Source organism: Chloracidobacterium sp., assembly GCA_016715795.1.
In the GTDB taxonomy this organism is placed as follows: Bacteria; Acidobacteriota; Blastocatellia; order Pyrinomonadales; family Pyrinomonadaceae; genus OLB17.
The window spans coordinates 2,095,801-2,115,195 of the sequence record JADJXP010000002.1; the positions used below are offsets into that span (position 1 = coordinate 2,095,801).

Here is a 19,395-nt window from a genome sequence, read left to right on the forward strand (position 1 = left end):
ATAGGTGAAACGATGATTGTCCCAGATGGACACTCGCAAGTCAACGAAATGGCGGCTAAAAAAGGAGCAAAGCCAGCAGGCATCTCGCACGAGTCGGTCTTCGGCCCCGACGGTGTTATATCGCGATTTCATGACCATTACGAGCACCGCTTGGGCCAGATCGAAATGGCTGCGGCTATCAGCCGCGCATTCGCCGACAAGAAGCATCTGATCGTCGAGGCCGGCACCGGGACCGGTAAGACGCTCGCCTATCTGCTGCCCGCCATCGAGGAGGCTATCAGCCGCAAGACGCGCGTCATTATCTCAACCGGCACCAAAAATCTTCAGGAACAGCTGATGGAAAAGGACATCCCATTCCTGCAGCGTGTATTCCCAGGAAAATTTACGGCCGCCTACATGAAAGGACGGGCAAATTACGCCTGCATCTATCGCCTCAGCAAATCGGACGATCAACCGATCCTCGACGGCATCGATGAGATCGACCATTTTCGCGAGGTCCGCGAATGGGCCCGGTCGAGCCCGACCGGCGACCGCGCCGAGTTGACATATCTGCCTGAGAACCTATCTTTTTGGGGCCGGGTAAATGCCAAAAGCGAGACATGCATCGGCCAGAAGTGCCCTGATTTCGAACCGTGCTACATCACGCGAATGCGTGCCCGGGCCGAGACGGCTGAGATCGTTATCGTCAATCACCACTTGTTCTTCGCCGACCTGAGCGTGAGAGGCAACCAGTTTGGCAAGGTGATACCTGATTACGGCGCAGTCATCTTTGACGAAGCTCACCTGATCGAGGACATCGCGGCGGACTATTTCGGCTGCCAAGTCTCTAATTACCAGCTCGACGAGCTTGTCCGCGATGCCGACAGCCTTCCGATACCGGACGCGATCGCCACCTCGGCAATAATGCGCTCATGCGCTCGTGTCGTCGGGTTTGCTGAACAATTTTGGTTAAATTTTCGGCAAGGACGCGGCATGGAAGGCCGTTTCGCTCTCGAAGAGAACGCCGCCGTTGAGTTTGTGGAAGGAGGCGAGACGCAGCCGTCACCGCTCGGTGAGGCCCTTCACGCCCTGGATGACGCTCTCAAGCGGCTCGATTCTGAGATCGACGTTTATTCCGAAAAGATCCCCGAGGCTGAGTCGCTCGTTCGCAGGGTCCGGCAGGCACGATTCGATCTGGTATTCATTGTCGGACAGCGCGACGGCAATTTTGTTTACTGGCTCGAACGTCGCGGACGCGGCATCTTCCTACAGGCTTCACCCGTCGATGTCTCTGCCTTGCTCCACGAAAAGCTCTTTGACAAGGTCGAAACGTGCGTTCTGACGTCAGCGACGCTTGCGACAAATTCGAGTTTCAATTTTATCCGTGACCGTCTGGGCCTGGCCGCCGGTAAAACGAACACGCTCATCGCCCCGTCCTCATTCGACTACGAGAATCAGGCGATCGTGTATCTGCCCAAGGCAATGCCCGATCCACGCTCGCCCGAGTTCACGCCGATGGCGGCGACCGAGATCGTGCGGATCCTCGGGGCAACGCGCGGCCATGCCTTTGTCCTGTGCACCAGCAACCAGTCCATGACGGCACTCTACGAATTAGTGAGGTCGAGGATCGATTATCCTTGTTTGCTGCAGGGATCGATGTCAAAGGCGGGCCTGCTTGAGAGGTTTCGATCGACGCCGAATGCGGTGCTCTTTGCGACGCAAAGTTTCTGGCAAGGCGTCGATGTCCGGGGCGAACAGCTCTCGTGCGTGATAATTGACAAGCTTCCCTTCGCCGTTCCCAGTGACCCGCTAGTAGCTGCCCGCAGTCGATTTATCGACGAGAACGGTGGCCGCTCGTTTGTCGATTACAGCGTGCCGCAGGCGATCATCGCGTTAAAACAAGGCATCGGCAGATTGATCAGGAGCCGCACCGACCGAGGCGTGATAGCGGTGCTCGACCCGCGATTGCGGACGAAAGGCTACGGCCGCGATTTCCTGGCGAGCTTGCCGCGAATGCGGATAACAGGAGATACTAATGACCTCGAAAGTTTTTTGATACAAAGCACCGAAGGTGCGACGTAATCTAGCCAGGGACATCGTCCCTGGCATGACGTCCCAGATGGAGGCAAGCCGCAACGCGGCGGAGTAAAACAAGATGCCCCAATCACTCGCTCATCTGTTCATACACATCGTGTTTTCCACTAAACACCGCCAACCCTTAATCTCCGAAAAGATCGAACCCGAGCTTTACGCCTATGTCGCCAAGATCCTGTACGATGAATGTCATTCGCCTGCCGTCATTATCGGTGGTGACAAGGATCATCTGCATATTCTGCTTGCGCTATCTCGTATCTGGTCGATCGCTAAGGTCATCGAGTTGATAAAGAAACGCAGTTCGAAATGGATAAAAACTAAGGGTAAGGAATTTGCCCCGTTTCAGTGGCAAACTGGTTATGGGGCCTTTTCGGTGAGCAAATCTAGTGTCCCGGCGGTAAAGAAGTACATCGAAAACCAGAAGGAACATCATCAAAAAAAGACATTTGAAGATGAGTTTATTGGGTTCCTTGAGAAACACGGTATCGGATACGATGAACGGTACGTTTGGGATTGAATGGCAATGCCACCGCGACGCATTCCCAGCACCGAAGGTGCGACGTAATATAGCTCGTGGCAACGATATCAAAAATCGAGCCGCAACGCGGCGGCGTAATGAATATCGGAGAGCGACGTGTCGCGAAGAGATTACGTCGCCGCGTTGCGGCTCTAATTTGTTCGGTTATCGTTTTCTTGGGGCGATGCCCCAAGCTGAATTACTGCCGCACCTTCGGTGCTTAGCGATTTGATACTATGTCGGCGTATTACGAAGTAATGATCGAACGCAATTTCTCATCCGCTCATCAATTGCGCGGCTACAAGGGAAAGTGCGAGAACCTGCACGGGCACAACTATAAGGTCGAGATCTATGCCCGCGGTGAGGAGCTGAACAACATCGGCCTGTTGATCGACTTTGGCGACCTAAAAGATGCGGCGGACGAGATCGTCAAATATCTCGACCACCGCAACATCAACGAACTGCCACCTTTTGACGAAGAACTCAATCCCTCGGCCGAAAACCTTGCGCGCTATTTTCTCGAATACCTCAACACACGCGTCGCCGATGAGCGCGTGAACGTATATAAGGTCAGGTGTTTTGAAACGCCGACGAGCGTCGCTACCTACACAATTATGCCTTGACCCTGAAGCTCTTGCTCCCTGTTGCCGAACACGATGTGCCGTCGCTGCACGTGACCGTGACCTTTACTGATAGATCGACCGTACCCGCCTTGGTCGCCTCGATCGTAAGTATCTTGGCCGTCGAGATGCCGCCGACGATCGTGTAGGTCGCGGTGCTGCCGGAGCCTACCGACCATGCGTAGTCGATCTTTGCGACGCTGCACTGATTGCCATTGCACGCCGCGTTCTTCATGTTGGGCTCAAACGAGTGCTGCCATCCGCCTTTTACCTGTTTTGTCCCCGCGGTAATGATCTCCGGGTTTGCAAACTCGCACACGCATTTGCATTTCCCGTCACTTCCGACAGTTGGTGGGTTGGCTTGCACCGTTGCGGTTACGCTGAAGGCCCCGGTCGACGTGCCAACCAGTGTAAAGTCCTTAACAAAGGTCCCGGCGGACGATATCTGGCCGGGTGCGATGGTGATGTCCTGCTGGTTGCCGCCCTGCATATTCGCGGTGCCCGTCGTCACAAGGCGGACCGGCACGTTGCGTTTCTCACCCTTCAGCCCTTTGATCTCCATGTGCACTTTCGTTTCCTCGCCACTCTTCAGCTTGGTCTTTTGCGAGGTCAACTGAACGCTCAGTATCCGCACCTGTCCGGACGTGGTCTTGCCATTATCAGTAGCGCTCACCTGCACTGGCCCAGTCAGGTTCCCCGGGGTCCTAAGGATCAACTTTCTCCGTGACTCAGCGAGTATCACGGCCTGTTGGGATCCGATCGTGCTTAGCGTGTTGGACGAATTGCCATCAAACGGGCCCGATATCGGCAATGGATGGCCTGTCTGTGCAAATGTAGGAATGTTTGGGTCCGTTGTGGCTAATACCCCTGCAGGCTGCACCGGCACCTTCTTCGTGATCGTGTTGCGGCCTGGCCCAACCAGCGAAACATTTATCACCCTACCTAGCTGATCAAAAACGTGGGGCAACACAAACGAGCGTAGTGCCGAACAAGGATCGCACACCGGCACCTTTTGCCCGTCACCGAGGTCGACAACGACGCCCGTGAGCGTCTCGGCGTTTGGCGAGTTGTCCTGGACGTATCCCGCTTTCGGCTCCGCGATCACGGTGCCCGAGATGGTGTCTCCCGCGGCCATGTCATCCGGCAGATGAACTGTTACCTTCGCCTGCGGCAGATCAAATATCACATCTGTCAGGCCTGACCCGGTTGAAACCACACCCGAGCTGCCGACAGGGTCCGAAGCGCCCGAACTGCAACCGTCCGAGGCCTGGCACCCGTCATATTCCTTGCCAATTCGATTGTGGTCCTTATCTGTCCACCACCACTTATTGATCTCGAGATCGCCGGATTTGGCTTCGGCCTTTACCTTGACCTTGTCGCCGTTCAGGACCGAACCTTTCGACAGATCAACAATATTACTCCCAGCCTCGCCGCCGTCATCGACCTTGTCGAATGCCTCCGGGTCCTGGCTGACAACTTTTGCCTGCCTGTTGTATTTTATGTGCAGGTCATACGCCGTCTTGCCCGTCTTGTTCTCAAATGTATGGCTCAAGGTCCCGACGCTCGCCATTGAGACCGAACCAAATAGAAATATCGCCACAACCGGGAGTTGCCGGGCCACCTTTAGAATATGTGTCCTCATCGCTTCGTTCCTCCAAAAAACAAATGCCTAAATCGCCCGAAACATCCGGCCGCTTAAGTTCCCCTTGTCATATCGGTCTCTCTTTATCACAAAACTCACCAAAAATTTGTGATGAATGTCACATTTTGGCGCAAAAAAAGAAGCTTCAAATGAAGCTTCTCTTATCACTAAATTGGTCGGGGCGAGAGGATTTGAACCTCCGACCTCACGGTCCCGAACCGTGCGCTCTACCAGGCTGAGCCACGCCCCGATAAGTCAAGTACTAGAGTTTAGGTTACTGCTCAATATACTGCAAGTCGATCCTGACGATGCAAAGCCCGTTCAGGCCGGCGGTTCTGAGACGACTACGTTCTTCCTGACAAACCTGTGCTTTAAGAACTCAATGATCGGCGGAAGCAGTGATAGAAATACGACCACAATGACAACTTTTTCAATGTGGTCTTCGAGCTTGATGCCCAGCGCATTTTCAATAACACCGCCGAGAAAATAGCCGGCCAGCACCATGCTATTGATCCACAGGAGCCCGCCAAGGATGCTGTATGTGAGGAACGTCGAATACTTCATTTCCGCCGCCCCGATCACGAGCGGAGCAAAGGTCCGGACTATCGGAACGAAGCGGGCCAGGATCACGGTCTTCGGCCCATACTTTTCGAAGAACTCGTGAGCTTTCTTTACACGGCTCGGCTTGAAGATCCGTGAGTCCTCTCGAGTGAATAGAGCATGGCCCATTTTTCTACCGGTCCAATAACCAGTGTTGTCTCCTATCACTGAACCCAAAAAGAAAGAGATCAAGACCAGAAACACATTCAGTTTATTCGCCGCGGCAAACAGGCCGGAAACTACGAGCAGCGAATCGCCCGGAAGAAAGAACCCGACGGCGAGGCCTGTTTCGGCAAAGATAATGAACCACAGCGCGAGATAGACCCAGTTGCCAAAGATGCCGAGCAGTGTGTCGATCAAAACCTTCGGATTCAAATAGTGAATAAGATCGTAAATTGTTTCCATTAGTTCTTACTTTCCCAACCGTGTTCGCCGATCAACGGGACGAATGCGCACGGGCCAAAGTTCTCGGTTCGCCGCCCTGTCTCGGTGCGAACCACACGGATCAACTCTTGTGATCTCTGGTCCGATCCGACGGGTATGACCAATCGTCCGCCTCTCTTCAATTGGGTGACCAGCGGCTCCGGTATTTCAGGGCCGCCCGCTGCGACCAGGATCGCGTCGTAGGGTGCGTACGCATTCCAGCCCTCGGTGCCGTCGTCGGCCTTAAGTGTAACATTCCGGAATCCAATCTCTTCGAGCCGTTCCCGGGCCGTCGCAGCAAGGGCAGGCAGCCGCTCTACCGCAAAAACTCTCCGCACCAGCGACGCCAGGACAGCCGTTTGATAACCGGAACCCGAACCGATCTCGAGAACTTTCTCCGTTCCGGTCAGTTCCAGCAGTTCGGTCATCCTCGCAACAATGAACGGCTGAGAGATGGTCTGGCCGCTGACGATCGGAAGAGCGCTGTCATTGTATGCCTGCGGCCTTATCGCATCGGGAACAAACAGATGCCTGGGCAGCTTCGCCATGACGTCGAGCACTCGTTCGTCGCCGATCCGGTAATGGCCCCGCAGCCGCTCGACCATTCTCAGCCGCTGCATCGTCATCTCGTCCGTGATACGAGCCGTACCGTTCATGTATTCCAGCTTCTCAATGCCTCTAGTGCCGTATGGCTCGTAAGGTCGCTGCGCATCGGCGTAACCGAGACATAACCCTCGTCGATCGCCTCAAAATCCGTTCCGCCCTCCGCTCGAAAGCCCTCGCGCACTTCGCCGATCCAGTAATACGGCTTGCCCCGCGGATCGATCTGTTCGCTGATAACGGGCCGTGCCGACTTAAAGCCCTGTTTTGTTATTCGAATACCCGAAGGCACGCCCTTCGGCACGTTCACATTGAGCAGAGTTCCGTCCGGAATGCCATCGTTCAATGCTCTCTCGGTGATCTCGTGAGCGATGCGGACGGATTCTGTAAAGTCGTGGTCGCGATACGCCACGAGGCTGAAGGCAAGGCCCGGCACACCGAGTATCGTCGCCTCCATCGCTCCGGCTACTGTTCCCGAATAGGTCGCGTCATCACCGAGGTTTGCACCGTGATTGACGCCTGAGCAGCAAATGTGCGGCCTGAGTTCCGGCGGCAGTATCTGATTCAGTGCCAACGTCACGCAGTCCGTCGGCGTGCCGTCCACGGTCCAATGGCGCTCGTCGAGCTGACGGATACGCAGCGGACGCGCCAGCGTCAGGCTGTGCGCCGCTCCGCTCATCTCTGATTCCGGCGCGACCACATAAACGTCGCCGATCACCTTTAGGCCTTCCTCGAGCGCGATAATGCCCTCGGAGTGGTAACCGTCGTCATTCGTGAGCAGGATACGTGGCCTTTCGCGGATCATCAAAAAAAGAAAAAGTGAAAAGGTGTTCGGCGTCGCCGCCTATATCACCTTCTCACTTTTGCATTGTCCAAAATCTACTAGCGTGGCGCAGACGGCGTTGAGGGCCGTGCCCCGGCCGCTCCGGCGGGACGCTGTTGGCGGAACCGTCGGCGGTTACGCTTTCGGGCATTTGCCGATTTAAGCTTCGCCTTCTGGGCCGGCGGAAGAAAGTGAGCGTGCTTCTTAAGGTCCTTGATTATCTCTTCGGAAATAACCTTGCGCTTGAAGCGCCGAAGCGCTGACTCGATCGATTCGTTCGAGTTTACTGTAATAAAAGCCATTTATCGTCTCACCTCCTTTCGGCTAAAGATCATGCTCTCATGAGCAAACAAGTATTACACAGGTTTTCCGCACCAAAATCAAGCCCGACGTCGCCTATTTTGGCAGCGGGACCGCGAGAAGATGTCCGCGATAGACAAAATAGACCTTCGATCCCGCCTCATCGACCCACATCGTCATGCTGTTAAATTTGATCTTTGGCACCGTCATTACGAGCCTGAACGATAGCGTCGCGGAATTGTAAACGCCGACCTCAGTCAGATTCTTTTTATGGTTCGGCAGCGCCGCCCAGAATTCGTTCGGCTTCGCGGTCTCTTGCAGCGGACGATATGTCTGCTGTGCCAGGGGACGCATCTCCCCGATCACAGGCTTTACCTCGCCCGTTTCTGGTGAGATCACCCGCATCGCCGTCGGCGCGGAATCACGCGAGACCTCGTCGTCGATCTCCAGGCCCGCGTACTCATAATCATAGGAATCGTAGCTGTCCACGAGGATGCCGCCGGTGGCGGGAATGTATGAGGCCGCTCCGAACTCAAGATAACTCTCAAGAAGGGGCACCGGTGTGATCCGGTTGTTCAACAGGTTAACGCGGACAAGCCTGCCGCCGCCTTCTTCATCGCCGCCACGGTTGACTATAGCCCAGCGCGCGTTCGGCGTGATCACCGGCCAATAGAATTCACCTGCCGCTATCTTGCTCATCCGGCCGGCCTGTATCTTATAAAGCCCGTCGGAATGGCCGCGCAGCTCTATGCCGCCGGCGCGAGCCTTCCACGATTCCTGTGTCGCCTTGACGGGAAAACTGTCAGCGACCGGAACATAATCCACGCCTGCCGGCTGAGCGGCCGGGCCAGCGTCACGGCCGTCAACCACTTGATGCCAGCCGACGCCTTCAAACTCGCGCTTCTTCGCAAGCTTCGCGCCTGTCTCCTGCTTCTGCTGATAGCTCGTGTAATCGGCCTCCGTTTCGATACCATCATCCGGAGCCTCGGCCTGAATGGCCCTTTCTATCTCATCCGAGACCCTTTTCCGCACGGTCATATCGCTCGCCGCAACGCGCAGGTCAGCGCCGTCCTTCCAAACGGTCTCGACGTGAAGGTAATCGTCCGCGAGCAGCACCTCAAGGCCGGGAATATCTCGGCCAAGGGCATATCTTATCGAGGCCGGCGTTTTCTTCAGCGCGGCAAAGTACTTGTCGAGGCCGGCAAAGAATGGCGGAGGAGAACCGTTCATAAAGACGCGGCGTCCACCGTTACGCCCAAGCATCAGAAGCTCGCGCGCCTCGCAGTATTCGCCGCCGCACTGTAAATAGGGCCGCATTTCATCGACATTGTTGACGGTCAGATATGCGCGCAGTTCATCAAACTCCTCTTTGCTCAACGCGCGTTCGCGAAATCGCGAATCATCCTCGTCCCAGCTGAAAATGACCTTGTCCTTATATATACGTACGTAGTTTCGCTCATAGGCATAAACGCCGAGCAGCTTGTCGTCCTTCTTGACCTCATCCTGCAAGCGTTTTTCGATCACCCGCAGGTGTTCTGCGCTGTCGTAGATCCAGCCGTTGTAGCCGGCGGAGCTGTCCCCGATGCTCTGAAACAACTGCCAGAGCATACCGGAATCGCCGGGGAACTCTTCCGTCACAAAAAACGCCGTCGTCGCTCCGGTTATCTTTGCCTCGCCCAGGTGTCGGCTCAGCACTATCGTGCGGGCCGCCTGCGAGTCTTCAGACTCTGCGTAAAGCTCAGCCGCAGTAAAAAGCCGCCTGTCAGCACTGCGTGTGGCCTCGGCGACCTTATCGAGCGGCAGTTCGGCGCGGATCAAACGTGCGCACGCGAGCATCGCGGTTTTTGTCTCGACCGGAGCCTCGTCGAGTATCACACTGTAGTCGGGATTGTCCTCGAGCAAACACGCCGCAATGCCCACCGCTGTCGGCGTCCCGGTGCGTAGGTCGTGAACGGCAGCTGACTGCTCGGCCTGCAATTTTTTCCTGACCGCGAGCAATCTTACGATCGAATCTGCGTTGGCTATGCCATGCTTTACGTCGCGCAGCAGCAATAGATCTATCGCCGAATTTTGCCAACGTTGTACGACGTCGCGAAACGCACGCGCAACCTTAGGCTCGCGTTTGTCCAGCATTTCGATATGGTCGACAACGCCGGCGGCCAGTTCGTCGCTGACCTCCGTACTTTCGAGCAGATGGACGCCTACCATCTTCTTGATCTCGAGCTGCGTCGGCGGACGATCGTATTTGCGGTTGAAAACGGAGTTTGATCCGTAAAGTGTGTATTCGTGGTCCCAATACGAGGAGGCGTCATTCGCTGCCGCACCGGCGGCGTTCGCCGCTGCGGCCATGGCCTCGGCCTTTGCCTGCGCTTCCGATTGCCCCCGAACCGCAAGGTCCAATCCCTCGACCTGCTCAGCAACGGTAAATCCTTTTGACTTAACGAGAGCCTCGATGACCAACTGCGCAGGTGACTCGCCCTCGTTCAATATACGTCTCAGAGCCGGCACGGCCCGCTGGTCAGCCTGGGTTCCGAGAGCGGCGATCGCGTCATAGCGCAGGTGCAGGTAGTCAGCCGGGACATTTGGGCTCGCTGAGCGGTTGGAGTTGACCCACCGGTTTGAGGCCACGTTCGTGTTCGCCATTGCGACATTCGACATATAGTCGGGCCGCTTGCCCCTCTCGTCGAGAGCCTTGATCAGCCCCGGCACGCTCTCAGCCAGCTTGATATTCTTGAGCGCCCTGAGGATCGAGATGCGCACCGTGCCGGGATCCTTGGCCCAGTTTGGGTCTTCGAGCCACGGCAGTAGAGCTTCTATGACTTCCGGACGGCCCGAGTCGACCTTAAGGACGAGATTGCGGACCGCGGCCGCACGTACATGGGGATCGTCGCTCTTGACCAGTTCGAGCATCTTGTCGATGTACTTGTCGTCGGGCGAATTGAGGATAATGGTCGTCAGCCCGGTAAATCCGCCCAGATCGGCCAGTGTCGGATCGGCCAACAGCGTGTAATACCATTCGTCGCGGCTGCCCCAATCCTTCTCAAGAACGAGCGCGTCGAGCGCGAGGTCACGGGTGCGGTTTGAGGCGTCACGCTTCTCGACGAACTTCTGCAATTCATCACGATATCTCTCAATATCGCCGGTCGAACCTTCGTCGAGCGCGTGGCGATACCGTGCCCATGTACCGAGCACTTGCGCTACCGGATTGCTCGAGTCGAGGTATAGCCGGTCGACGATCGGTTCGGCCTTGAGGTAATCGACGCGGGTGAGTGCCAACAACTCTTCCTCACCTCGGACATTCTCGCCGTCGGCACCGGCACGCTGAGCAACACGGGCCAGATCGTGGCTGAAGTGCGGCGTGTGGTACGTCAGCCACCGCTTGATCTGCTGCTGCTCATTCTTGTCGTAACCGTCTTCGCCAGAATTCCGGTCGTAAAGGTCTTTGACGAGATCACCCGTCCGCTCGTCATCAGGCATAATGCCGAGGTATTCGATCAGCTTCCTTGGATCCTTCTGGATCTCTGCAATGAGTCGAGCTGTCGTTCGCTCCGATGGCGTTGGACTGTAACGAAGCCGAGTCGCCTCACCACTGATCGCACGCCAATATTCCATCAGGTCGGCTATCGGGGCGTTGTCAGCGGGCGGCTTGTTTTTATCATAAAACTCGGCCGGCCGCGTCCGCCCGTAAAATACTGCATCCGGATTCGGCGGCGGCGGTGCCGGCAGGCGAAGCAGGGCGTCGATCGCATTCTCCGGCTGGGATGACACGCTTACAAGGACAAACAGCCCGGCGGCCAGAAGCGCACAGCAGAACGCCGCTGAGCGAACGGTTCTCTTCAGTTGTGAAGTCATACACGGTGCCCTTTGGCAAGCTTCGATTGTGATTTCATCAGATTATATATCTTTCGCGTGCGGCGACAACCGATTTGATGCATGAGAATGAGCATCGGCACCCTTCCGATCCGGCCCTTGCGTCCTTATCTTCGTCCCGATCAGGCGCTTAAGATTGTCCTGGTTCTAGCGAGAGCGCTTTAGGCCGCGCTTAACAGAAATTCACGTTCTAGCTTCCCTCTAAAGCGCATAATTAGCTTCATACATCATTTTTGTCTCTGTAACCTATTGATATACTTACAGTTATAAATCTGAAAAAAATATCACTTTGCGCTTTACAGATGCTTAATCGCTATGCTATGCTTTCAGACACTTTAGGAAAAACAAGGTGGCGAGATGCTTGCCCGTTCTTTTTCCGAGAGTAATCGGTAAAAATTCGGATCACATGACAATCCGCTTTGGGACATCGGGCTGGCGGGCGACCATCGCCGACGAGTTCACTTTCCAGAATGTGCGGCGAGTCACAGAAGCGATCTGCGGATATTTGAAAACTGAAGGGGCGGCCGGCGGCACAAAGCTCATCGTCGGTCACGATTCGCGGTTCATGGGCGAACAATTCGCCGATGTTGCCTCGGAGATCGCGTCGCAAAAGGGCTTCACCGTGCTGCGATGCACCGGCCCGACGCCGACGCCGACCATCAGCCATGCGATCAGAGCAAACGGCGCGGCGGGCGGCATCAACTTTACGGCGTCGCACAATCCGCCCGAGTATCAGGGGATCAAGTTCTCGACGGCCGACGGTGCACCGGCGCTGCCCGACATCACGGGCCAGATCGAGGCGAACCTCGCGGCCGGTGTCGTTGCGAGCGACGCGGCTGGCGGCAGTATCGAAGACCACGATCCGCGTCCGGCATATCTCGACGATCTGAAAGCGAAGGTCCGATTTGACACGGTCGCGGCCGCTAATGGCAGATACGCATACGATGCGATCTACGGGACGGGCCGAGGATATCTTGACAAGGCACTTCGCGACCATGGAATTGATGTCGAGACGATCCACGACTGGAGCGACGTAACATTCGGCGGCCGGGCGCCCGAGCCGGGCGAGGAACACCTCGACGAATTGAGAGCGGCCGTCACCGAGAAGGGTTTAACGCTTGGGCTCGCGACCGATGGCGACGGCGACCGGTTTGGCGTTATCGATTCAAACGGCGCGTTCATCACGCCGAACCAGTTGATCGCCCTATTGACAGATTATTTGGTCGAAAGCCGCGGGTGGACGCTTGGCGTGGCCCGCAGCGTCGCGACGACGCACATGGTCGATCGCGTTGCAAATGCAAGAGGCATAAGGCTTTACGAAACGCCTGTTGGATTCAAGTTCATAGGCGAATTGATAAATAAGGACGAGATCGTGCTCGGCGGCGAGGAATCCGCAGGGCTATCGATCCGAGGCCATTACCCCGAGAAGGACGGCATTCTGGCCTGCCTTCTGGCCGCCGAAGCGGTGGCCGCCCGTGGGGCAAGTTTGACAGAGCAGCTTGACGAACTTTACGCAAAGGTCGGCAAGCTCGAATCGGGACGGATCGGCGTAAAGCTCACGCCCGAGGTCGCCGGCAAGCTGAAAGAAAAGCTCGCCGAGGAGCCCACCGAGATCGGTGGGCGGCGAATTGAAAAGATCAACCGCATCGACGGCGTAAAGTTCCTTTTTGCGAACGACGCCTGGATGCTGATGAGGCCCTCGGGGACCGAACCGCTGGTTAGGATCTACGCCGAGAGCGAGACCAAGGACGATCTGGAGGATCTGCTTGAGCAAGGCCGCAAATATTTACTGGGATAGCGGGAATGGCACATCGGCCGGACGCACCCGAACACGCCGTCGAACGGCGGCCAAGGTGCGAGAGCGTCGGGCGGCCCCGTTCTGGATATCGTTCACGATAGTCACGTCGATCTTTGTAATGTTAACGGTCTCGATAAACTATCGGGCATTGACCGAGGCCCGGGATGAGGCCGACAAGAACGAACGCCTCGGCGTTCAATTGCAGAGCCTGAAGGACGAGAACCTGGCCCTGCAGGACGAGATACACACGCTGAGGACCGATCCCCGCGTCATCGAACGCGAAGCAAAGCGCATCGGGATCGCCCTTGAGCACGATACGAAAGTTCCCGTGCCGACGGTTCGATAATGCGGAGAAGTCGAATCGAACGGCACACACCCTGCCCTTTGAAAATCCGCCTTTTGCCTACACCTCCGCAAGGCCTACAGTAAAGCCTTTCTGGTAGTATCGCGGCCGCCGGTTTCCCGAACCGACGGCCGCTCTTCTTTTGCCCCGAATGCGGTTTTTTGGGGTGAACAAATTGTGTTATTGAAAATGTGGCACGTGCCACATTTCTGAGTGTGACACGTGCCACAATTCCACGACTAGCCCCGAATTTACTGCCTTCTGTCGCGAGCTTTCCGCCCTATGCCCGAAACCTTCGCGGGAAATCGTAATATCGACCGGTGATGTTCTTGACCCCGCTCTGAAGAACGGGGGCAATTGATTAACTCGCGGCCTTATTCAATTGGAGGGTCGCATTACGATACGCCGGCTGTTAAAGAAACGAAAGACCCTTTCGGGTTTCTCATTACACCACGCGCGAGCATCATCGCCTAGCAGAATATCGGTGCGAGGGCCAACGACTTCACGAGTATCTGGACTTATCTGCACTAGCTCGTTATGCGTAAGCTCTTTAACGATTTTCCAGATGTCCTCAACAAACACCTTCATTCTTACATCGGATGGATCGAAACCTACTCCTAGCGAGCCCGAGAGCATTTCTTCTCCCGTACCTGTCGACCGAATCAACTGAAGAACCATCCCCGATTGAGGGCCGTGAAACGTCCCGTCTCTGCGAGGCAAGCTCGGAAGGATCGGGAACATCTCTCTATTCCAGATCAGGACAAATCTTGAGTCACATTCTGCGATAGACGCTTTAGCCGCCGGAGTTGGCGACGGCCAGTAGACGTCATCTATGAATGCGACGTCGGGATAAATGGCACGGATCTTTTCAGACAAGACCCTTTCATCATCACGAGTAAACAGGATCTCAAGTGATTTTTTCATTTATTGCAGGGCGCACATTTTTGCTTGGGTATCATCACGAGCGGTGAGCCGCCACTATTATCAAACAAGCGATCTCCCCCGTCGGCTTCTCGCCTCGTAGGGAACCCGCTTTTGTTCGAATCGTAGGTATTAAACCTTATTCGCGATCCATCGGGCCCTTCAAACGTCAAGTCTGGGTAGGAACCGCCCTTTCTCCCACCATTTATGTTCGGGATATACTCCTCTGGAATGTCGGCACCGGTGACTCGGTCACGTCCTCCACCAACCTGCCGGTAGCTAGGGTTGGCGTCAAGGAATTGGTCCCTAACAGCATCAAGTTGGTCACGAGTCGCGGGGGACCCCCTTCTGCCATACCTCTTAACACCCTTACCAACAGCACCGTAACCGCCCCCAGGTGCAACGGCCCCAAGGACAAGTCCGCCGCCCCCGATACCTACGTCAAACCAGTCGGCATTCGGATCCACGAGCGTAGAGCCGAAATCGTAGATATCGTACCCCGTCGCGCATACCTCAAAGACAAGGTAAACGACTGGCAGCACCGCTAGCTGCCCGCTGGGATCGGTGTATTGTAGCGGGTCGTTCCAAACGTACCCGTATAGATTGACATCACCCGCGGCAAGCCCAATCGGATCTTCTGAGATGAAGCGCCCGATGGCTGGGTCGTAGAATCTCGCCCTCGAAAACTGCATCTTGGCAGCCGAGTCGAACTCCCGTCCGGTGAATTGATAACGAGACGCAAAGCTTGTATTCGTTGGGTTGCCAAACGAATCGTAACCCGTTGATGCCGTCAGCAAGCCCGACGAGTTTGCAAGGCCGTTTGTCGAGCCGAGGTGATCAGCCAGGAAGTAGCTCGGTGTCGAGCCGGTGGTTGCGCGGAGTTTGTTATCGATGCCTTCGCCGTTGACGTATTTCGTTAACGTTCCGAAGTTGTCATCAACAAGCACGTCCTGGCCGTCGTGGGTGAATTTTGTATTTTCGGCATTGGCGACGGTGTAACGCTGCACTCGGCGGCCAAGCGCGTCATAGCGGTAGCGGACTTTCGTTCGGCGAGCGGCGGCTTCGGTGAGGCGGTTGTCGTGGTCCCAGGTGTATTGCCACAGATTCGAACCCTCCGCCTTGCGCGTCATGTTCCCGTTCGCGTCGTAGCTGTACGCGAGCGTCTGGCTCGCCGTTGTCGCGGATATCAGCTGATTGAACTGCCCCACTTGATAGCCGTAACTCGATGCCAGATGCGAACTCGTCCGGTTGCCGACATCGTCATACGTATAACTTTCCCCACTGCCGCCATTCGACACACTGGTCAGGCGGTTCACGTTGTCGTAGCCGAATATCCTCGTTAACGAGGGCTCAGTGATCTGGCTGATCTGGTTTGCCGCGTTGTATTGGTACTGCCGGTCGAAGAGCGTTGCAGAGGCGTTAACGTCTTTCAGCCGCTTGAGACGGCTCATGTCGTCGTATTCGTAGGTGGTTGTGACGCCATTCGGGTAAACCCGCGAGGTCATCCTGTCGGCGTTGTCATACCCGAATGTTATCGTCGTGCTGTCGGACGCGTTGACGATATTCGCCAGCCGCTCGGCGTTATCATAGTTGTATGTAGCGTAAAGTGCGCCGTCGAGCTTTAGCCGCTTTTGATTAACCGTCGATGTGCGCTCGTATTCGTAGGCGACGACGCGATTGAAAACGTCCGTTGTCGACGTAACGCGGTTGCGGTTGTCATAGACAAATGAGACGGTGCCGCTTCCGTTGATAGCCGAGATAAGGCGCGAGATGTCGTCGTAGTTGTACGTCGCTTCCTGAACGGGCGTGCCGGGCGTTACCGGATCGCCGTACTTGATCTTCTTTAGCCGGTTGAGGTTGTCGTATTCGTAGTGCGTGACACGGCCTGCGTAATCCGTTCGCTTCTGGCGGTTTCCGACCGCGTCGTATTCGAATGACATCGTCGCGCCTGCACGCGTTTGCGACAGCATCCGGTCAAGCGGATCGTAGGTGAAGGTGTAAACCTGATTCAGAGCGTCCTTTACCTCGATGTTCTGAAGGCGCGCGTTGTACTTGAGTTCCGTGCTCTCAAGCTCGGCGTTCGTAATGGTTATTTTGCGGTTCGTATCGTCGTACGTGTAGACGGTATCGCGATTCGCCGTGTCGGTAACCTTTTTGATACGCCCGACTTTGTCGTATTCAAACTTTTCCTTTAGACGTGGAGCGCCTACGGTCGGAGCCGGATATTCAACCTCTTTCAGCCGGTCGAAGTCGTCAGGGCTGTAGTTCGTGATATTACCCAGGCCGTCCTTTGACGAGGTCATGAACGACATCGAGTTGTAGCCGAACTCTCGCGTGTGCCCGAGCGGATCGGTGATCTTCTTTAAACGATATTGAGGGTCAAACTCGTAGTTCGTGATCTTGCCGCGTTCGTCTGTGATCGATTCCAGCAGCCGGCGGATGTCATACTTGTAAGTGACCTTATCCAGATTCGGATAGATCATCTCGACCTTTCGCTGCGCGTCGTCAAGGTAGTTGTAATCGGTTACGTGGCCGAGCGGATTAGTTATCGTATTGGTCCTTCCGCGAGCGTCGTACGTGAAGTTCGTCTTCTTGCCGTAAGGATCCTCGATCTCCTCGAGCAGCCCCGAATTTGCGAACCACTTGAACTTAGTAATATTGTTCCGCGCGTCCTTGATCTGCGTCGGCAGCCCCCTGTTATTAGTTGTGGGATAATCGAGAGTCGTGACGTTATTCAACGGGTCTTTCGTCGTCAAAAGATTTCCGTTGGCGTCGTAGGTGTTTGTGGTAACGCCGTTCATGCGGTCTGTGTGGGTTAGAGGCTGCCGAAATGCATTGTAAGTGAATGTTTCCGTCCCGAGAGAGGTCTGCCCGATCTTTTCCTCGAGGCTCAACAGATTTCGGCTAATGTCATAAGTATACAGAGTCTCGCGAGACAGTGCATCAACTTTTTTAACAAGGTTTAACTCCGCATCGTAGAAGTATTCCGTCGCCTCGGTTCCACCGCCCCCGCATCCGCAAAGGCCTTCGATCTTCTTCACAACATTGCGAGCTGCCGTTCGGTCGAAATGATATTTGGTTATGCGCCCTAGTCCGTCCGTGACGCTTGTAAAGGCACTGTTTGAGTAATCAAGCGTGTATTTTTCGTGAGTGCCATGAACCTCAGAGGTCGTTGCGCGACCCTGCGAATCATACAGGTGAGTTTCCAGAATGTTGTTCGAGGCGTCATTTACCGTTTTAAGAAGAGTCTTACCGGGCGCGGACGTTGAGTCGTACTCGAATTCGAATTTTGAGCCGTCCTGATAAGTAACGGTCTGTAGAAGGTTGGTTGCTGGGTAATATGCATATGTGGCGATGGTGCCAAGAGAATCAGATATTTGGGAGACCAGCCCATTACTGATCGTGATTGTGAGCGTCCTTCCGAACGAATCAGCAACTCCGGTCAGAATACCGTTTCGGTCGTAATTTAACGTGGTCTGATTCCCGTTTCGGTCCTTTTCCCACAAGAGCTTTCCGTTTGTTCCGAACTTCTTTGATCTTCCATCTGGGAAGGTTAGCGTGTAAGTTCCGTCGCCGTTCGCAATGAACGATCCTGGAAATCCGGGTGTGATTCCCGAAAACGGATCGCTAAGCCCGACGCGCGCGAAATAGATAGCTCGTCCGTCAGCAGCGGCCAGACGAAGGTTTCTCGCATCGATCACCGTCAAGCTAACGTCATATTTGGTCGACCAGCCTAAGCCGAACATTCCGCCAAATTGAACGAGGCTGTTATAGCTTCGATTGATAGCGATTTCCTCACCGATACCCGGGAGCCGGAAATCGGTTTGCTCGAGAAACATGTTGCCGTTGATAACATTTACAGGTTTCCCTACTTGCGACGGTGCGACGGTCAGGTCGCAGATGCCGTAATCCTGATCGGCCGAGAGCCTGACCCCTTTGATCGGCGTGTAGCGTATGCCATCATCGCCGCCTGGGTCGATCTGTGCATAAAAGAAGTAGGTTTGATTGGGAACCAAAGGGACTTCCACCGGCGGGGGTAGACTGCCATTGTACCAGGTTGAATGATAATCGAAGGAAACTCCGTTGTTGGATGACCAATAGAGGGTGCTATTAACATCAGCGACAGCGCCAGTCTGTACATAAACCGAGTTTCCGGGGCCAGGATAGACCTTTATCCACGGTTGCCCAATATCCAAAGTCGTTGCCGAGGCAGTGACCCAGCCCGACGATACCCCACAGCCGTTCCAGTTTCGCGTTCTGAATGTGGCAGTGTAATTATGACCGTAATTACCGTAAGTGCGAGTGCCGTCCTGATACATCCACGCCTCGTCGTACCATGTCCCATTTACCAATTGCTGCAGTTCTGCCGCCAGAACACCGCCGAATGTAAGCGTCACTTTCCGATGGCCAGGCCCCGCGGCGGCAGAAAATGTTGGAGTTCCCGGCGGTGAGCACTGTGCGACCAATGACGAGGTTGCGAGAAAAAGAGCGAAAAGAAGGCTGAAAACACAAGCAACAATACGCATGAAGGCGCGAGTAGGGAACATGATTTTCTCCTTTCGTGGGAAAAACGCCGATTGCGAAAAACGGTGCGGGCGTTTTCCAACAACAGCCTTGGATTAAGCGTGATCCAATGACTTGTTTCTGTGTGAGGAGATACTAGGGCCGATGATGAGCAGTTGTCAAGTTGAATTCACCGTCATTTGCATTTTTGTGTCAATTCGTTACAATCTAGCCTTTCTGTGTCGTAATGACGCATTTCGCGGGCGATACACAGAATTCGGCTGGTGCAATAAACGCAACGGATGCAACAGATACGGGTGACGCGGCGGATGCGATCGACGACGCGTTTTATGGCACGGGCA

Annotated in this window: 13 protein-coding genes and 1 tRNA gene; 5 read left to right on the forward strand and 9 right to left on the reverse strand. The window is 55.3% G+C overall.

Annotation, left to right across the window (positions count from 1 at the left end):
- Positions 1 to 48 precede the first annotated feature (48 nt).
- The 3 genes from IPM59_14680 to queD all read left to right on the forward strand — a co-directional run bounded on the left by IPM59_14680 (position 49) and on the right by queD (position 3,213).
- Positions 49 to 2,061, forward strand: coding sequence for an ATP-dependent DNA helicase (locus IPM59_14680; GenBank protein ID MBK9216813.1), 2,013 nt, complete (start codon positions 49 to 51; stop codon positions 2,059 to 2,061).
- Between the two features lie 73 nt (positions 2,062 to 2,134).
- Positions 2,135 to 2,590 carry an IS200/IS605 family transposase gene (gene tnpA / locus IPM59_14685; GenBank protein MBK9216814.1) on the forward strand — a complete coding sequence of 152 codons (456 nt, stop codon included), beginning with the start codon at positions 2,135 to 2,137 and terminating at the stop codon, positions 2,588 to 2,590.
- Positions 2,591 to 2,826: 236 nt separating this feature from the next.
- Entirely contained in the window at positions 2,827 to 3,213 is a 387-nt protein-coding gene (gene queD / locus IPM59_14690; protein ID MBK9216815.1) for a 6-carboxytetrahydropterin synthase QueD, read from the forward strand.
- Here the strand turns inward: queD and IPM59_14695 are convergent.
- From IPM59_14695 to IPM59_14725, 7 genes are all read right to left on the reverse strand, one after another.
- On the reverse strand, positions 3,203 to 4,852 hold the full coding sequence (locus IPM59_14695) for a hypothetical protein (protein MBK9216816.1): 1,650 nt from the start codon (positions 4,850 to 4,852) through the stop codon (positions 3,203 to 3,205). The genes queD and IPM59_14695 overlap by 11 nt on opposite strands.
- A 173-nt stretch (positions 4,853 to 5,025) precedes the next feature.
- Positions 5,026 to 5,102, reverse strand: a tRNA-Pro gene (locus IPM59_14700).
- Positions 5,103 to 5,173: 71 nt separating this feature from the next.
- On the reverse strand, positions 5,174 to 5,857 hold the full coding sequence (locus IPM59_14705; GenBank protein MBK9216817.1) for a VTT domain-containing protein: 684 nt from the start codon (positions 5,855 to 5,857) through the stop codon (positions 5,174 to 5,176).
- Positions 5,857 to 6,531 carry a protein-L-isoaspartate(D-aspartate) O-methyltransferase gene (locus IPM59_14710; protein MBK9216818.1) on the reverse strand — a complete coding sequence of 225 codons (675 nt, stop codon included), beginning with the start codon at positions 6,529 to 6,531 and terminating at the stop codon, positions 5,857 to 5,859. The genes IPM59_14705 and IPM59_14710 overlap by 1 nt, the downstream gene beginning before the upstream one ends.
- On the reverse strand, positions 6,528 to 7,280 hold the full coding sequence (surE, locus tag IPM59_14715) for a 5'/3'-nucleotidase SurE (protein MBK9216819.1): 753 nt from the start codon (positions 7,278 to 7,280) through the stop codon (positions 6,528 to 6,530). The genes IPM59_14710 and surE overlap by 4 nt, the downstream gene beginning before the upstream one ends.
- Positions 7,281 to 7,357: 77 nt before the next feature.
- Positions 7,358 to 7,600, reverse strand: coding sequence for a 30S ribosomal protein S21 (locus tag IPM59_14720; GenBank protein MBK9216820.1), 243 nt, complete (start codon positions 7,598 to 7,600; stop codon positions 7,358 to 7,360).
- A 94-nt stretch (positions 7,601 to 7,694) separates the two neighbouring features.
- Complete coding sequence (locus IPM59_14725) at positions 7,695 to 11,450, reverse strand: HEAT repeat domain-containing protein (GenBank protein ID MBK9216821.1); 3,756 nt, start codon at positions 11,448 to 11,450, stop codon at positions 7,695 to 7,697.
- 424 nt (positions 11,451 to 11,874) lie between these two features.
- Here IPM59_14725 and IPM59_14730 point away from each other — a divergent pair, with 424 nt between their 5' ends.
- Together IPM59_14730 and IPM59_14735 are read left to right on the forward strand one after the other, a co-directional pair.
- Positions 11,875 to 13,266, forward strand: a complete 1,392-nt coding sequence (locus IPM59_14730; GenBank protein MBK9216822.1) for a phosphoglucomutase/phosphomannomutase family protein — start codon at positions 11,875 to 11,877, stop codon at positions 13,264 to 13,266.
- Entirely contained in the window at positions 13,235 to 13,612 is a 378-nt protein-coding gene (locus tag IPM59_14735; GenBank protein ID MBK9216823.1) for a hypothetical protein, read from the forward strand. Before IPM59_14730 ends, IPM59_14735 begins: the two co-directional genes overlap by 32 nt.
- Positions 13,613 to 13,987: 375 nt before the next feature.
- On the opposite strand, the gene IPM59_14740 is transcribed toward IPM59_14735, so the two are convergent.
- Positions 13,988 to 14,533, reverse strand: coding sequence for a hypothetical protein (locus IPM59_14740; GenBank protein MBK9216824.1), 546 nt, complete (start codon positions 14,531 to 14,533; stop codon positions 13,988 to 13,990).
- Complete coding sequence (locus IPM59_14745) at positions 14,530 to 18,927, reverse strand: RHS repeat protein (protein MBK9216825.1); 4,398 nt, start codon at positions 18,925 to 18,927, stop codon at positions 14,530 to 14,532. Before IPM59_14745 ends, IPM59_14740 begins: the two co-directional genes overlap by 4 nt.
- Positions 18,928 to 19,395: the final 468 nt, after the last annotated feature.

What these genes read in the sequence shown, in the direction of transcription:
- IPM59_14730 (MBK9216822.1), top strand. Translation starts at nt 11,875, where the DNA reads ATGACAATCCGCTTTGGGACATCGGGCTGGCGGGCGACCATCGCCGAC.
- queD (MBK9216815.1), top strand. Translation starts at nt 2,827, where the DNA reads ATGTCGGCGTATTACGAAGTAATGATCGAACGCAATTTCTCATCCGCT.
- IPM59_14695 (MBK9216816.1), bottom strand. Translation starts at nt 4,852, where the DNA reads ATGAGGACACATATTCTAAAGGTGGCCCGGCAACTCCCGGTTGTGGCG.
- IPM59_14710 (MBK9216818.1), bottom strand. Translation starts at nt 6,531, where the DNA reads ATGAACGGTACGGCTCGTATCACGGACGAGATGACGATGCAGCGGCTG.
- IPM59_14720 (MBK9216820.1), bottom strand. Translation starts at nt 7,600, where the DNA reads ATGGCTTTTATTACAGTAAACTCGAACGAATCGATCGAGTCAGCGCTT.
- surE (MBK9216819.1), bottom strand. Translation starts at nt 7,280, where the DNA reads ATGATCCGCGAAAGGCCACGTATCCTGCTCACGAATGACGACGGTTAC.
- IPM59_14705 (MBK9216817.1), bottom strand. Translation starts at nt 5,857, where the DNA reads ATGGAAACAATTTACGATCTTATTCACTATTTGAATCCGAAGGTTTTG.
- IPM59_14680 (MBK9216813.1), top strand. Translation starts at nt 49, where the DNA reads ATGGCGGCTAAAAAAGGAGCAAAGCCAGCAGGCATCTCGCACGAGTCG.
- IPM59_14725 (MBK9216821.1), bottom strand. Translation starts at nt 11,450, where the DNA reads ATGACTTCACAACTGAAGAGAACCGTTCGCTCAGCGGCGTTCTGCTGT.
- IPM59_14740 (MBK9216824.1), bottom strand. Translation starts at nt 14,533, where the DNA reads ATGAAAAAATCACTTGAGATCCTGTTTACTCGTGATGATGAAAGGGTC.
- tnpA (MBK9216814.1), top strand. Translation starts at nt 2,135, where the DNA reads ATGCCCCAATCACTCGCTCATCTGTTCATACACATCGTGTTTTCCACT.